Below are 14,149 nucleotides of genomic sequence, written 5' to 3'. Positions count from 1 at the left end.
ATCAATGAGGGCAGCGCCGCACGAGTTGGACGAGGAGCGTCTCGTCCGGCTGGTGGCAAAGGGCGACCGTGCCGCGTTCGAGGAGCTGTACCGGCGTACGTCGCCGTGGATGGCGGTGCGGTTGCGCCGCCGGTGCGGGGACGAGCAGATCGTCGCGGAGGTCATGCAGGAGACGTATCTGGCGGTGTGGCGCGCGGCGGGAGCCTTCGCCGGCGCCGCCGTCGGAGGGTCGGCCACTGGTTGGCTGTGGACGATCGCGGCGCGCCGGCTGGTCGACGCGTTCCGGCGACGAGCTCATCACGCGGAGCCACCGCCGGCCGCCGCCGTTCCCGACGCGGCGCCCGCCGCCGAGGAGGAGGCGCTCGCGGCGACCGTCGGCGGTGATGTCGGGGACGCGCTGCGGTGTCTGGCGCCGGAGTTGAGACAGATATTGCAGGCCCTGGTCCTCGACGGCTTGTCCGTCCGCGAGACCGCGGTCCTGCTCGGGCTGCCCGAGGGCACGGTCAAGACCCGTGCGCGCCGGGCCCGTATCGCGATGCGGAGGGCACTGGCGTGAGTGGGGAACATGCGTCGATGCGGATCATCGAGGGTTACGCGCGCGGTGGCACGGACCTCGCCGCCGACGAGGTGTGGGCCGTGGAGGCCCATCTGGAAATGTGCCGGGTGTGCCGCGACCGGCTGTCGGCGGTCGTCGACGCCGAGGTGCCCGCGGTGGCGTCGCTGGTCGACAGCGTGTGGTCCGGCCTGGAGCACCGGTTGGCGGTCACGCCCACGATGCCGCGCGGACGGCACTGGTCGGCGCGGCTGTCGAGGTGGATGACTCCCGCCATGGTGCCGTGGCTGGCCATGGTCGTGGGCGTGACACTGCTGGCCCTGCTGCTCGACGTGGTCGGCACCGGCACCGGGGAGGTGTCGCTGGTGCTGCTGTTCGCGCCGGTTCTGCCCGTGCTCGGCGTCGCGGCGTCCTGGTCGCGCGGTCTGGACCCGGCGTACGAACTGACCGCCTCGGTGCCCAGGGCCGGGCTCTACCTGGTGCTGAGACGTACCGCCTCCGTGCTCGGTGTGGTCGTCCCCGCTCTGCTGGTGGGCGGCTGGGCGACGGGGGTGATGGTGGCTCAGTGGCTGCTGCCCTGCCTGGCCTTCACCGCGGCGACACTGGCGCTCGGCGGTGTCGTCGGGGTGACCCGCGCCGCCGTCGTACTGGGCGGAGTGTGGGCCGCCGTGGTCGTGGCGCCGACCCTCGCCACCAGCCGTACGACCTTCGCCCTGCAGGCCGGCGGTCTGCCCGCGTGGGCGCTGATTCTCGCTCTCGGCAGCGGAGTCGTGATCGCCCGCAGGGGCGCCTACTCCGTGCTGGGAGCCCATCAATGACCAACGGAAAGGAACATGACATGACGTCCGCGGTGAGCGCCGCCGACATCGCGCCGACGGCCTACGCCTGGGAGATCCAGGCCACCGGGCTGAAGGTCAGGGTCGGCGGGAAACGGATGGCCGTCGACGGCCTCGATCTGTCGCTGGGTACCGGCGTACACGGTCTCCTCGGCCCCAACGGGGCGGGCAAGACCACCCTCATCCGTGCTCTGGCCACTGTGCTGCGCCCCACCGAGGGCACCCTGGAGATGCTCGGCGAGTCCGTGGGCGGCAGGGGTGAGCACCGTGCGCTGCGGCGCCGGATCGGTTATCTGCCGCAGGAGTTCGGCTACTACAAGAGGTTCACGGTGCGCGAGTTCGTCGAGTACATGGCGTGGCTGAAGGAGGTGCCGAAGGCGGCAATTCCCGCGGCGGTGCAGCGGGCCGTCGAGCGGGTGGGTCTGGCGGACCGCGCCGACGAGAAGATGAAAGCCCTGTCGGGTGGCATGGTGCGGAGGGTCGGGATCGCCCAGGCCATCGTCAACGACCCGACGATCCTGCTGCTGGACGAGCCGACGGTCGGCCTGGACCCGGCGCAGCGGCTGCGGTTCCGCGAGCTGTTGCAGGAGTTGGGCACGGACACCTGCGTGCTCGTCTCGACGCATCTGGTCGAGGACGTCGCCGCCGCCTGCACCGACGTGGTGCTCTTCGCCGAGGGACGGCTGGTCTTCCAGGGCTCCCCGGACGAGCTGGCGGCGGCGGGCGGCCCGCAGGACGTGGGGGACAGCCCACTGGAGCGCGGTTACTCGGCGCTGCTGCAGAGCCCCGGCCGGACAGGGGGTACCTGGTGAACACCGGTGTCCTGCGCATCGAGCTGAAACGCTCCGTCGCCCCATGGGCCGGCGCCCTCGTACTGACGACGGCACTGGCGTTCCTGTACCTGGTGATCGGCTCGTGGTGGCAGGGCACCACGGCGTGGACGGCCCAGTGGACGTCCATGGCTCTGGTGACCCGCAGCATGCTGTTCTACCTGTGGCCGCTCGCCGTGGGGCTCGGAGCGCTGCAGGGCCTGCGCGACCACCGCTCGAAGATGTCCGAGCTGCTGACCAGCACGCCGAGGCCCCCCTGGCACCGTGCGGCCACGTCGGCGGGTACGACGGCGATCACGCTGTCCTCGGCCTTCGCGCTGCTCGTCCTCGTGGGCGCGGTCCAGGTCCTCCCCAGCACCGAGTACACGCACCTCGGATGGCTGCCGATCTCGCTCGTCGGGGCGCTCTTCCTCGTGGCCGGGGCCGTGCTGGGCATGGGGGCCGGGCGGGCTCTGCCCTCGGTGCTCACTCCGCCCGCGCTGGCCATGACCGCCTTCGTGTTCACGGCCCTCATGCAGATGTCGTTGGGCCGGACGGAGACGCCCATGGCGTCGGGCTTCTCCACCACGGAGCCGAACCGGGTCTCGCTGCTGTCACCGGCGGTGGAGGAGGTGCGCAATGTGTTCGTCACGCTCTCCGCGTCCGTGCACGTCGGGCAGACGATCTGGGCGCTCGGCATGGCCGGCACCGGCTTCGCGCTGCTCGTCGCCGCGACCTGGCGCGCCCGGCTGACCGCCCTGACGCCCGTACTCGCGGGCGCGGTGATCGCCCTGCTCGTCCTCCCCTCCGACCCGGACCGGATCTACGTCGTCGACAAGGCCGCCGCGAAGTTGGTGTGCGAGGGTCCGGTGTGCGTGACGAAGACGCACCAGGACCGCCTCGCCGGCCTCGCGGGCCCCGGCAAGGAGGCGCTGCGTCTGCTGCACGGCGCCCTGGGCGGCCGGGCGCCGGTCGCGGTCCGTGAGAACACCGCTCTGCTGCCGAACGGCTCAACACCGCAATGGTCCCGCGAGACCCTGCTCCTCGACTTCGACGACGACATCGTCACCGCCACGAAGGGCGACGATCTGACCCGGGCTCTGATCGCCGAAGGCATGGTGCCCGGGTGCACCCCCGTCGGCTGGAGCGGCTTCGGAGGAGACGAGTACGCACAGGCCGTCGCGGCGGGCTGGGTCCTCGGCGACTTCGAACCCCTGGCCGGCACACCGGCAGGTCTGCGCGGCGAGGTGGACACCGAGGCCCGCCCGGTGTGGAAGAAACTCACCTCGCTTCCGCGCGCGGAGCAGCTCTCGCGCATCAACGCGATGCGCGCCGCCGCACTCTCCTGCAAGGGCGACCCGTTCGAGGTGCTGTCCGGCGGTGCCTCCCGGTGAGATGGCTGACGCTGTACGCACGTTCGCGGCAGGTGCCCGCGTCGCTCGCCGTGCTGGTGATCAGCGCGGTGACGGTGTGGGCACTCGCCCGGGACGGAGGTGAGGGGCAGGTCGATCCCCGCATTCCGGTCCTTGTTCTCGCTACGGGGGTGATGGCGGCCTCGGTCGGGCTCAGCGGGCAGGACCTCGCGCTGGACCGGACGGCCTCGATCCGCTGGGTGCCGCGCAGAGCGGCGCATGTGCTGCTCGCCGGCGCGGTCGTCGCGGCGGTGCTGCTGACTGTGGGGACAGCGGACCGACCCCTGGCCACCACCGCGTTCGTCGTCCGGGACAGCGCGGGCCTGATGGGACTGGCCGCTCTGGGCGCGGTGCTCGCGGGGGGCCAGTACGCCTGGACCCTGCCCTTCGCCTGGCTCTCCTTCGCGTGCTTCGCTCCGTCCGCGACGAGCGCCCCCCTGCGGGTGGCGACCTGGATGGTGCTGCCACCCGGCTCGACGACGGGCGCCTGTACGGCGCTGGTCCTCGCGGTCACCGGCACCATGTCCTACGCCGTGGCAGGACCGGACGCCTCGGTCCGCTTCCTCCAGTCCGTTTCCTTCAGGCGCCCGGTAGGTGAGTAATTCACCTTTTGGGAAGATGGTCCGCTTGGCTGGCCCGCCCGTGGGTACAGGGCAGAGAAGCTCAGTGGTGTGGGAGGTGAAAGTGATGGCGGCAGGCAAGAAGGTCAGGAACGTGGCCAAGAAGACCAAGGGCAAGATGAAGGAAACCACCGGTGAGGCTGTCGGCAACGAACGCCTGGCGGCGAAGGGCGCCCGTGAGCAGATGGCGAGCGACGCGAATCAGACCGTTCAGAAGGCCAAGGACACGCTGAAGCACTGATTCCCAGGCGCGGGGGCCCGGCGACCTCCCCGGTTCGTCGGGTCCATGCCATGCTTCCGGCGTAGAGAGTTCGGCCTACCGAAAGGACATCGTGCCCGCCTACGCCATCGCTCACTTACAAGAGGCAGCCCCGCATCCGGAGATCGCCGAATACATCGAACGCATACCCGCCACCTTCGAGCCGTACGGCGGCCGCTTCCTCGTGCACTTCGCGGAGCACGAGGTGAAAGAGCAGCTGGCCCGGGAGCGTCGTGCTGATCGGCTTCCCCGGCATCGTCGAGGCGTGGGCCTGGTGGGACTCGCCCGCGTACCAGGAGATCGCCCCGTTGCGCTCGCGGCACATCCCGGGCGACATCATCCTTGTCGAGGGCGTACCCGAGGGCTATGACCCGGCCTCTTCCGCGAAGGCGCTGCGAGAGGCACTGGCCGGCGAGTGACCCGCTCGCGTCGTGGACGGCGACCGCTTCGGTCGGCCGTACGACGGCGACGCCCCGTCCTCGGCATGCCGCTCGCCGGGGACGGGGACGGGCCTCCTGGGGTCAGTTCCGGAGCAGCGCGCACACGAAGTTCTCCTCGATCTCGCGCAGTCTCTCCAGCAGTTGTGGCTTCGTCGCCTCGTTCACCTGGGTGGTGAGCGAGAACGTCAGCGACCGTTCTCCGTCCGGGGTCGCGGCGATCAACTGGGTGTATCCGGGTGTGTTGCCGGTGTGGCCGAGCACCACTCCGCACCTCGTGGTGTAGCGGAAGATCGCCGCCCCCGCCTTGTTCGTGCCCGGCCCCGCCGGTTCGGAGGCGCCGTCGACCCAACGCCGCTGCTCGCGCAGGGTCGCCCGGGAGATCAGCGCGCCGCCCGCGTATCCGCGGATGAACCTGGTCATGTCCCTCGGAGTGGAGATGATTCCGCCCGACGCCCACACCCCGGAGGCGCCGATCAGCTCACTGACGTCCTCCGGCGCGGCCGGCGGCTGGACGGGGACGTCGTAGCCGTGCATGTACGGTTCCGGCATCTCGAAGCCCTGCGGGAGGCTCGTGTCGCGCAGCCCGAGCGGACGGTGGACCAACCACCGCAGCAGCTCCTCGTAGCGTTTCCCGGTCGCGGCTTCGGCCATCAGGGCCACGGCGATGTTGTCGGAGTTGGAGTACTGGTACCGCGAGCCGGGAGGGAAGAGCAGCGGCTCGCCGGCCACGAAGTCGAGCAGCCGCCGGGAGTCGAAGTGATGATGCGGATCGGCCCTGAGGATGCTGAGGAACTCCTCACTCCGGCTGTAGTCGGGCAGACCGCTGGTGTGGGTCAGGAGCTGGCGCAGAGTCACCGCGTGCCAGGCCCGGGGGAGTGCGGGCAGCCGTCGGCCGATGGTGTCTTCGAGCCGGAGCGCGCCCCGGTCCACGAGCCGTAGTGCCACGGCGCCGCTGAACGCCTTCGCCGTACTGGCGATACGCATGTGGTCGGTCGGTTCTGTCGGTCTGCCGGTGTCGAGGTCGGCGACTCCGGCCCGGATGACCCGGCGTGAGTTCCCTCGCTGGAGCACGGTGATGACGCCCGGCGGGCCACCCGGAGCGTTCACCAGTTCCTCGAGCTGACTCTGCAGTGCGCGGTCCGTGGCGGGGCCGGGCGTGTCGGCCTCGGCGGGCGCGTACACCAGGGGCGCGAGACAGGCGTAGACCAGCGCGGCGCCGACCGGCAGACGCAGGCGGGGGAGAAGGGACAGCGGCACAGCAACTCCGCGGGCGGGCTGGGACGGCGGAGCACGGCACGCCCAGCATCGGCCGCACGGCACCTGACTGCCCGGGCCGCTGCTGCATACGGCCGAGCGGGGTCGTTCGCCCCGGGACGGGGTCGATGCCACGTGGGGAGGACGAGCGGGTACCCGGATTCGAACCGGATGCGACACGACGTACGTCGTGACCACCTCGTGCCGGTTGTGGCGTCTTGCCGAGACACCGCCTCTGGCCAGGCAAAATGGCCGGGTCAGGTGAGGACGCGCGGAGTTGGGGAAGAAGTTGCGGCAGCCGATGGGAGGTTGTCGTGAGGGGTGGAGATTTGGAACTGGGCGAGTTGCTGGCCGCCGCGGAAGCGGCCCCGCCCGGAGAGTCCGTCGATGTGGTGGCACACGACCTGCAGAAGCGCTTCGGTGCCGAGCAGGTGTCCTTCCTGTTCGTCGACCTGATCGGCCAGCGGCTGGTACGCCTCGCCGCGGCCGACAGTGAAGCGGCCGACAACGCCGAGCCGATCGACCTGCAGGGCAGTGTCTACGACGGTGTTCTGCAGAGCCAGCGCCAGCATGTGGAACCGGACGGCGAGGGCGGAGAGCGCGTCATCACGCCGGTCACCAACCGTGGCGACCGCATCGGCGTCCTGGAGGTGACCCTGCAGTCCGCCGACGACACCGTCCTGCGGCAGGTCCGCGACGCGGCACACGCGCTGGCGTACATCATCGTCACCGACCGCCGATTCACCGACCTGTACCACCTGGGCCGGCGGACCACCGCGACCAGCCTGGCGGCGGAGATCCAGCACCAGCTGCTTCCCTCGGCTCCCTGCTGTGAGGCGGACCAGTTCACCCTCGCCGGCGGACTGGTCCCGGCCGACGACATCGGCGGCGACACGTACGACTACACCCTCGACCACGACACCCTCCACCTGTCCATCACCGACGCCATGGGACACGACACGGACTCCGCGCTGCTGGCCACCCTGCTGGTCGGGGCGCTGCGCCAGGCGCGCCGCAGCGGATGCGACGCACTCAAGCAGGCCCGCCGCGCCCACGAGGCCCTGCTCAGCCACAACCACGGCCTGGCCACCGGGCAGTTGCTGTGCGTGGACCTCGAAACCGGCCTGTGCGAACTGGTCAACGCCGGCCATCCCCGGCCGCTGAGGCTGCGGGACGGCATCGTCGAAGAGGTCGACCTCGCCGTCAACCTGCCCTTCGGTGTGGCGGCGCCCACCGCCTACCGTCTGCAGGAACTCCAGTTGCTCCCCGGAGACCGTCTGATCCTGCTCACCGACGGAATGCAGGAGCGAGGTGCCGCTGCCGCCGACCTGGCCTCGGTCATTCGGGACACCCGTGCGCTGCACCCGCGAGAAGCTGTCCGGAGCCTGACAGCCGCGGTCCTCAAGGTCTGCAACGGGACCCTCCAGGACGACGCCACGGTCCTGATCCTGGACTGGCACGGCAACCGGCGCCGACCTGCCGAAAAGAGACCCGGCCGGCAGCGATGACCCGACGGTTGCCCTTCCTCCCGATACGGCGCGCGACGCCACCCGCACCCGCTCGTCCTGGGGGTGGGACTGCGTACTGGTGACACATGTGGTGGCATGTATGGCGCAAGTGCGGGTACCGGCGCACGTGAACGGGGGGAGTGAGGGCGAACAGGTGGAATCCCATGCCGACGGTGACGGCTGTACGACGCCGAATGTGTACCTGATGCGCGCCGGTTACGCCCTGGGCGGGGACGACGGCTGTATCGCCGACGCCCGTCACCATGCCGTCGCCTTCCTCGACCAGGCCCACACCGACCATCAGCTGTCCGTGCCCGCACGCGTGCGGGATCTCGTCCAGTTGGTGGTGAGCGAGCTGGTCACCAACGCCCGCAAGTACGCTCCCGGTCCCGTCCTCCTGGAACTGCGTGTCAGCGCGCGCGCCGTGGACGTCGTCGTGTGGGACAGCGAACCCACGGTCCCCGCCGCCCGGTCCACCGATCCCGGCAGGGTCGGCCAGCACGGCCTGGAGATCGTCAAAGCTGTCGCCGAGTCACTCTTCATCGAGCAGGAGCCGGTCGGCAAGCGCATCACGGCCCGCATCGCCCTGGGTTTCCCCGTCACGCACACAGAAAATCTATCCTGACAAGAATAGACATCAGATGGTGGCCTGGTTACGGTTTCTTCCGCCGGCCGACAGGGCAGTGGGGACTGGTAGACACGAACTGCCGGACGGCGACAGCGCAGTTGTAGCACCCGGCGGTGAAGCGGTTCCTTCGGGCTGGGCGCCTTGCGGTGCCAGGGCCCGTCCATGCGTTCGACGGAGAGGTGTCAGTGGCAGCAGAGGATTCCTACGACCGGCTCGACGACGATGATTACCCCGCCTACAGCATGGGCCGGGCCGCCGAGATGCTCGGCACGACACAGGGCTTCCTGCGCGCCATCGGCGAAGCCCGCCTCATCACCCCGCTGCGCTCCGCGGGCGGGCACCGCCGCTACTCCCGGTATCAGCTGCGGATCGCCGCCCGCGCCCGGGAACTCGTCGATCGGGGAACCCCCATCGACGCCGCCTGTCGCATCATCATCCTCGAAGACCAACTGGAGGAGGCCCAGCGCATCAACGCCGAGTTCCGCCGCGCCGCATCCCGCCACACGGCGAGTATCTGACTCCCGGTCCGCGGTGACGCGACGCCGTCGCAGTCCGCATGAGTCACGCCGCCGATACCGGGAGGGATGCCCCAGCCCGGCCGCGGCGGCACTCCCGACGCCTCGCGCATCCAGGCCGTCGACGCGCCTTCCGGCGCTCCCGGCCCGTCAACAGACGGGCGGCCGGCCGTCGGCCACCAAGGCGGTGCGGAGAGCCACGCCCACCTGCAGCAGGACGACGCGACCATCCTGTGCCCGGATCGGCGTGGCACCGCACACTCCCGGCGTGACGCCGCGACCGGAGCCGAACCCGTCGACGCCTCACGCCCGTCAAGGACGGGACGGACCACTCCCGAGCACTGACTCCGGCCGTCGAGGGGTCACCTCGTCTGCCGGCGAGCCTGCTTGATCTCACGGTCGACAGCCCAGGCGTCGGCGACCGGCCCGAGGTGGCCCAGCTTGTCCGGGTTGATCACCGAGCGGATGGTCTGGATCTGCCCGTCGAACACATCGAGGGCCAAGACGTGGAGCACCTTTCCGTCCCGGTCACGGAAGATCGCCCCGGGTCGGCCATTGACCTCGCACGGCTCGAAGGTCACGTCGACCCGGGCCATCCACGGGAGGACGGAGGCGAGCAGTTGGGCCACGTTCTCGGCACCGACGACTGCCCTGGCCAGCTGCGGGGCCTTGCCGCCGCCGTCCCCGACCATCGACACGTCGGCGGCGAGCAGGTCCCGCAGGCCGACCACATCGCCTTCGCGGAGCGCGTCGAAGAATCGGGTCGCCAGCTCCTGCCGCTCCTGACGGTCCGCCTCGAACCGCGGCCGTCCGGCCCGCATGTGCCGCCGCGCCCGTACCAGCAGTTGTCGGCACGCCGCCTCCGACCTCCCCACCGCTGCGCCGACCTCGTCGAAGCCGAAGCCGAACACCTCCCGCAGGACGAACACCGACCGCTCCAGCGGGCTGAGCCGCTCCAGGAGCAGCAGCGCCGCCATCGACACCGAGTCGGCCAGTTCCGCCGAGCGCGCCGGATCCTGATAGGGATCGGTGAGCAGCGGCTCGGGGAACCACGGCCCGACGTACTCCTCCCGCCTCACCCGCGCGGAGCGCAGCACGTCGATCGAGATCCGCGTGACGGTGGCGGACAGAAAGGCCTTGGTCGACGTGGGCCGGGTGGTCGAGCTGTCGAAACGCAGCCAGGTCTCCTGCACGGCGTCCTCAGCCTCGCCCACGCTGCCCAGAATCCGGTAGGCGACAGAGAACAGCAGTGGCCGCAGATCCTCGAACTCCTCGACCTTGTTCATGCGGGTGCCCCCTCGCAGTTGTCCTGCCCGGCCGTATTCATTGGCGCGGGTGTCTTCCGGCCCGGGCCCGGCCTCGGGCTCCGGGCCGGTTGCCGACGACGGTTCAGTGGAACTGCCCGGCCTCGTAGTCGCCGGCCGGCTGCTGGGTGATGATGTTCAGCCGGTTCACCGTGTTCATGAAGGACACCAGGAACACCAGCGCGGTGAGCTGCTCCTCGTCGTAGTGCTCGGCGGCGCGCGCCCAGACCGCGTCGCTGACCCCGCCGGCCCCGTCCGCGACGCGGGTCCCCTGCTCCGCCAGCTCCAGCGCGACACGTTCGGCCTCCGTGAAGACCGTAGCCTCCCGCCACGCCGCCACCAGGTTCAGTCGCACCGGTGTCTCCCCGGCAGCGGCGGCTTCCTTGGTGTGTACGTCGATGCAGGCGGCGCAGCCGTTGATCTGGCTCACGCGCAGCGACACCAGCTCCTGCGTCGCGGCCGGCAGCGGGGATTCCTTGAGCGACCTGCCCGCCGACATGAAGTACTTGAGGGTCTTGCCGGCCTTCGGGTCGGCGAAGTAGTTCAGTCGAGCGTCCATCGTGTGCTCCTCCGTGGTTGTCAATGGCTACAACCCTGAGACGAGACAGCCCGACGCCCTGTGACACAGCTCCGACTGCGCGCAGTCCGCTGCATGCACATTCGAAAAGCGGCTGCCGACCTTCGCGTACTCCCGGGAGGAGTGGGGAGCACTCGGGGAGGGCCGTGACTACACCACGGACCTGGTCCGCGGTGCCTTGAGCGAGTTGCTCCGGCGCTGTGCCGACGACACCCTCGTCGCCGTCTCCTGCCTGGCCCAAGGCGCAGACTGCCTGTTCGCCGAGGCCGTCCTCGCCGCCGACAACCGTGACCGGACCGGTTGTCGGCGCGGTGAACGCGGAGCGTCACAGCGTCGCGGTGGTGTCCTCTCCGGCGGCGCTGCCCGCGAGCCACTGGTCCCAGCCCAGGTTGAAGGCCGCGTAGCCGTTGTCGGCCGAGGCCTTGGCGCGGGGTGAGCCGGTGACGGTGACGGGATCGCCCTGCTTGACCTGGCCGTAGAACCACTTGGCGTCCGACATGGACAGGTGGACACAGCCGTGCGAGCCGCGGGCGCTGCCGGTGCCCGGATCGGGGTCGCCGGTCGAGTAGTGCACGTAGGTGCCGGACTGCGTCAGGTGGACGTCCCACGGCAGCGTCAGGTCGTAGTAGTCGGGGCTGCCCTTGTCGCAGCTGATCCCGACACTGCAGGAGGTCATGTGGACCTTCTCCTGCTTGTCGATGACGGCCATCGTGCCGTTCCACGTCGGATACTGGGCGCTGCCCGCGTTGATCGACAGAGTGCGCACCGGCGCGCCGTTCCGGGTCACCTTCATGGTGTGGCCGGTCACCGAGACATCCGCGCGGACGTCGTCACCGATCTTGAAGGTGTGCGTGTAGCCGTGCACGCCGAAGCGTCCGTTGCCGTTGCTGACGCCCTTCATGTCGGCGTCGATCTTCACCGTGGTGCCGGAGGGCCAGAACGTCTTCGGGCGCCAGTCGGCGCGCTGGTCCCCGAACCAGTGCCAGGCGCCGTCCACCGGCTGCGAAGCGCTCACCTTCATGTGCTTCTCCACCGTGGCCCGCGCGTCGGCCGCCACCGGGTTGGTGAAGACCACGGAGATCGGCATGGCCACACCTACCGTGGTTCCCGTCTGAGGGGTGATGGTCTCCAGCAGCATCGGAGGACCTGCGGGCTTCGTCGGTGACGGCGAGGAACTCGCACTCGGCTTTCCCGACGCCTTCGCGTCGTCGCCGCCGCTCGCCTTGTCACTGCCGCCCCCGCCGCAGGCACTCGCGCCCACCAGCACCACACCTGTGACGAGTGCGATCCCTATGCCGCCTTTGCGCCGTCGCACGAACTGCCCCGCTCTCTAGCTCTTCGGCCCTGACGGGCCCCGTACCTTGTCAGACAGTGGCGGCGAGAGTCGCGGTTGCGTATGCCGCGTAAAACGTGGTTCAAGGCTTGGACACGCACCGCTCGACCGGGGCCTTTGAGACACCGACGTTCCCGAACCGGGCCATCGGCCGCGTCCGGGCCGGCGGCGAAAAGAAGGGCTCCCGCACGGAATCTGCGTGCGGGAGCCCTTCTCCTCACCTCGGTGCCATGGGGCGTCAGTCGGCGGGCGCCGCCGACAGTACGTGATCGCCGACCTTGTCGGTGCTCAGGCAGAGGGAGCAGACGGCGGCGTCGTGCGTCTGGCAGGCGGCCACGTCGGGGCGCTCGAACTCCTGCCGGCACACATGGCACTCGTACGCGACGGCGCTGGGGTTGCCGTCCGTGTCGAGCAGTGGCTCCTCGATGCCGTCGTCGGTGCGGCGCAGGTAGTACTTGCCCTTGGTGACGACCGCCATGAGCGGGGTGAGGACAAAGGCGATGACGGCCGCGGCCACGGGGGAGTACGGCTGGAGGGTGTCGCCCAGGGCGTGGAAGTACATGGCGATGGACAGCCCGGACGCGGCGACGAAGGCCACCACTCCCACCGGGTTGACCGCGTAGAGCATGCCCCGACGGAACTCGGGCTGGAGCGGGGACAGTTTCAGCAGGTACTTGTTGACGCCGATGTCGGTGGCGACGGTGACGACCCAGGCGATGGCACAGTTCGAGTAGAAGCCGAGGATGTCGTTGAGGAAGCTGAACATGTCGGCTTCCATCAGGGTGAGCGCGAAGCCGAGGTTGACCAGGACGAAGACCATGCGGCCCGGGTAGTGCTTGGTGACGCGGGTGAAGGAGTTGGTCCAGGCGAGTGAGCCGGAGTAGGCGTTCGTCACGTTGATCTTGATCTGGCTGATCACGACGAGAGCCACGGCCAGCGGGAGGACCAGCCAGGACGGCATCATCGCGTCGAAGGCGCCCTTGAACTGCTGGATCGGCTCGGGTGCGGCGTCCGCGCCGACCTTGGCGAGGATGTAGACGGCGAGGAAGACCCCGATGGCCTGCTTCAGCGCGCCCAGGACGACCCACCCGGGTCCGGCCATGATGACGGCGGTCCACCAACTGCGCTTGTTCGCCTCGGTCTTGGGCGGCATGAAGCGCAGGTAGTCGATCTGCTCGCCGATCTGCGCGATCAGCGACAGACACACCCCCGCGCCCAGGAGCACGGACGCGGTGTTGATGCCGCCCTCGCCGCCGGTGCCGGCGTAGGAGAGGAAGCGGTCGATCGTGCCGGGGTCGGTGGAGATGAGGTAGACGAGCGGGGCGACCATCAGGACCAGCCAGACGGGGGTGGTCCACACCTGGAGCTTGCTGAGCGCCTTCATGCCGTAGATGACCAGCGGGATCACCATCAGGGTGGAGACGGCGTAGCCCAGCCAGAGCGGTAGCCCGAGGCCCAGTTTCAGGCCCTGGGCCATGATCGAGCCTTCGAGGGCGAAGAAGATGAACGTGAAGCTGGCGAAGATGACGCTGGTGAGGACCGAGCCGTAGTAGCCGAAGCCGGAACCGCGGGTGATCAGGTCCAGGTCGATGTTGTAGCGGGCGCCGTAGTAGGCGAGCGGGAATCCGGTGACGAAGATGACGACCGCGGCGACGGCGATCGCGATCAGCGCGTTGCCGGTGCCGTGGGCCAGGCCGATGCCGGCGCCGATGGAGAAGTCGGCCATGTAGGCGATACCGCCGAGCGCGGTCGTCGCCACGACCATCGGCGTCCAGCGGCGGTAACTACGGGGCGCGAAGCGGAGGGTGTAGTCCTCCAGGGTCTCCTTGACGGCCTGGTCGGCACTCGGCGCCGGCTGCTGCGCCGGTCCTGGCTCGGTGACGTCTGCCAGTTTTGGCTCGGTGCTCATACCGTGCCTCCTTGCTGCGGGTTGGGGACAGCTGTGGGGGCGCCTCATGGGGGAGGCGGAGGTGAGTGGTGGGGAGCGGGGCGGGAGAGAAAGCCGGGCGGGGCCCGTGGGGCGGGTGATTCGCTCGTTTCAGGAACAAGGCACGCGTGATCGCGCGGACCCGCGCGCGGTGGGGGCTTTGCGGGGGTTCCG

Annotated in this window: 15 protein-coding genes and 1 pseudogene; 11 read left to right on the top strand and 5 right to left on the bottom strand. The window is 69.8% G+C overall.

Annotated features, from left to right (window positions below; translation table 11 throughout):
• Positions 1-4 precede the first annotated feature (4 nt).
• The 7 genes and pseudogenes from OG241_RS01020 to OG241_RS00990 all read left to right on the top strand — a co-directional run bounded on the left by OG241_RS01020 (position 5) and on the right by OG241_RS00990 (position 4,908).
• On the top strand, positions 5-556 hold the full coding sequence (locus OG241_RS01020) for an RNA polymerase sigma factor (RefSeq protein WP_405812896.1): 552 nt from the start codon (positions 5-7) through the stop codon (positions 554-556).
• Positions 553-1,371, top strand: coding sequence for a zf-HC2 domain-containing protein (locus tag OG241_RS01015; protein ID WP_405812894.1), 819 nt, complete (start codon positions 553-555; stop codon positions 1,369-1,371). The genes OG241_RS01020 and OG241_RS01015 overlap by 4 nt, the downstream gene beginning before the upstream one ends.
• Positions 1,368-2,201: an ABC transporter ATP-binding protein gene (locus OG241_RS01010; RefSeq protein ID WP_405812892.1), complete on the top strand. Its 834-nt coding sequence runs from the start codon at positions 1,368-1,370 to the stop codon at positions 2,199-2,201. The genes OG241_RS01015 and OG241_RS01010 overlap by 4 nt, the downstream gene beginning before the upstream one ends.
• Positions 2,198-3,592, top strand: coding sequence for a hypothetical protein (locus OG241_RS01005; protein ID WP_405812890.1), 1,395 nt, complete (start codon positions 2,198-2,200; stop codon positions 3,590-3,592). The genes OG241_RS01010 and OG241_RS01005 overlap by 4 nt, the downstream gene beginning before the upstream one ends.
• Positions 3,589-4,212 (top strand): hypothetical protein, encoded by a 624-nt coding sequence (locus OG241_RS01000; protein ID WP_405812888.1) that lies wholly within the window; start codon positions 3,589-3,591, stop codon positions 4,210-4,212. Before OG241_RS01005 ends, OG241_RS01000 begins: the two co-directional genes overlap by 4 nt.
• Positions 4,213-4,297: 85 nt before the next feature.
• On the top strand, positions 4,298-4,471 hold the full coding sequence (locus tag OG241_RS00995) for a CsbD family protein (RefSeq protein WP_405812886.1): 174 nt from the start codon (positions 4,298-4,300) through the stop codon (positions 4,469-4,471).
• 91 nt (positions 4,472-4,562) lie between these two features.
• A pseudogene (locus OG241_RS00990) lies at positions 4,563-4,908 on the top strand (DUF1330 domain-containing protein).
• A 102-nt stretch (positions 4,909-5,010) separates the two neighbouring features.
• On the opposite strand, the gene OG241_RS00985 reads toward OG241_RS00990, so the two are convergent.
• On the bottom strand, positions 5,011-6,186 hold the full coding sequence (locus tag OG241_RS00985; RefSeq protein WP_405812884.1) for a serine hydrolase domain-containing protein: 1,176 nt from the start codon (positions 6,184-6,186) through the stop codon (positions 5,011-5,013).
• 311 nt (positions 6,187-6,497) lie between these two features.
• Here OG241_RS00985 and OG241_RS00980 point away from each other — a divergent pair, with 311 nt between their 5' ends.
• The 4 genes from OG241_RS00980 (at position 6,498) to OG241_RS00965 (ending at position 9,179) form a co-directional block, all read left to right on the top strand.
• Positions 6,498-7,691 (top strand): PP2C family protein-serine/threonine phosphatase, encoded by a 1,194-nt coding sequence (locus OG241_RS00980; RefSeq protein WP_405812882.1) that lies wholly within the window; start codon positions 6,498-6,500, stop codon positions 7,689-7,691.
• 154 nt (positions 7,692-7,845) lie between these two features.
• The gene (locus OG241_RS00975) at positions 7,846-8,316 is read left to right on the top strand and encodes an ATP-binding protein (protein ID WP_405812880.1); all 471 of its coding nucleotides are present in this window, start codon (positions 7,846-7,848) and stop codon (positions 8,314-8,316) included.
• A gap of 188 nt (positions 8,317-8,504) precedes the next feature.
• Positions 8,505-8,837 (top strand): MerR family transcriptional regulator, encoded by a 333-nt coding sequence (locus OG241_RS00970; protein ID WP_405812878.1) that lies wholly within the window; start codon positions 8,505-8,507, stop codon positions 8,835-8,837.
• 66 nt (positions 8,838-8,903) lie between these two features.
• The gene (locus tag OG241_RS00965; RefSeq protein WP_405812876.1) at positions 8,904-9,179 is read left to right on the top strand and encodes a hypothetical protein; all 276 of its coding nucleotides are present in this window, start codon (positions 8,904-8,906) and stop codon (positions 9,177-9,179) included.
• Positions 9,180-9,196: 17 nt separating this feature from the next.
• Here the strand turns inward: OG241_RS00965 and OG241_RS00960 are convergent, their stop codons facing one another.
• The 4 genes from OG241_RS00960 to OG241_RS00945 all read right to left on the bottom strand — a co-directional run bounded on the left by OG241_RS00960 (position 9,197) and on the right by OG241_RS00945 (position 13,957).
• Positions 9,197-10,120 (bottom strand): RNA polymerase sigma-70 factor, encoded by a 924-nt coding sequence (locus OG241_RS00960; protein WP_405812874.1) that lies wholly within the window; start codon positions 10,118-10,120, stop codon positions 9,197-9,199.
• A gap of 103 nt (positions 10,121-10,223) precedes the next feature.
• Positions 10,224-10,697 (bottom strand): carboxymuconolactone decarboxylase family protein, encoded by a 474-nt coding sequence (locus tag OG241_RS00955; RefSeq protein ID WP_405812872.1) that lies wholly within the window; start codon positions 10,695-10,697, stop codon positions 10,224-10,226.
• Between the two features lie 343 nt (positions 10,698-11,040).
• Positions 11,041-12,030 (bottom strand): Ig-like domain-containing protein, encoded by a 990-nt coding sequence (locus OG241_RS00950; RefSeq protein WP_405812870.1) that lies wholly within the window; start codon positions 12,028-12,030, stop codon positions 11,041-11,043.
• 256 nt (positions 12,031-12,286) lie between these two features.
• Positions 12,287-13,957 carry a purine-cytosine permease family protein gene (locus tag OG241_RS00945; RefSeq protein ID WP_405812868.1) on the bottom strand — a complete coding sequence of 557 codons (1,671 nt, stop codon included), beginning with the start codon at positions 13,955-13,957 and terminating at the stop codon, positions 12,287-12,289.
• Positions 13,958-14,149 lie beyond the last annotated feature (192 nt).

The organism is Streptomyces sp. NBC_01390 (genome assembly GCF_045040105.1).
GTDB lineage: Bacteria > Actinomycetota > Actinomycetes > Streptomycetales > Streptomycetaceae > Streptomyces.
The sequence above is the reverse complement of the archived record's forward strand: the minus strand, read 5'-3'. Positions and strand labels throughout refer to the sequence as shown.

Excerpts from the sequence above, each read along its gene's own strand:
- OG241_RS00965 (WP_405812876.1), top strand. The coding sequence starts at position 8,904 with ATGCCCCAGCCCGGCCGCGGCGGCACTCCCGACGCCTCGCGCATCCAG.
- OG241_RS00960 (WP_405812874.1), bottom strand. The coding sequence starts at position 10,120 with ATGAACAAGGTCGAGGAGTTCGAGGATCTGCGGCCACTGCTGTTCTCT.
- OG241_RS01020 (WP_405812896.1), top strand. The coding sequence starts at position 5 with ATGAGGGCAGCGCCGCACGAGTTGGACGAGGAGCGTCTCGTCCGGCTG.
- OG241_RS00945 (WP_405812868.1), bottom strand. The coding sequence starts at position 13,957 with ATGAGCACCGAGCCAAAACTGGCAGACGTCACCGAGCCAGGACCGGCG.
- OG241_RS00955 (WP_405812872.1), bottom strand. The coding sequence starts at position 10,697 with ATGGACGCTCGACTGAACTACTTCGCCGACCCGAAGGCCGGCAAGACC.
- OG241_RS00995 (WP_405812886.1), top strand. The coding sequence starts at position 4,298 with ATGGCGGCAGGCAAGAAGGTCAGGAACGTGGCCAAGAAGACCAAGGGC.
- OG241_RS01010 (WP_405812892.1), top strand. The coding sequence starts at position 1,368 with ATGACCAACGGAAAGGAACATGACATGACGTCCGCGGTGAGCGCCGCC.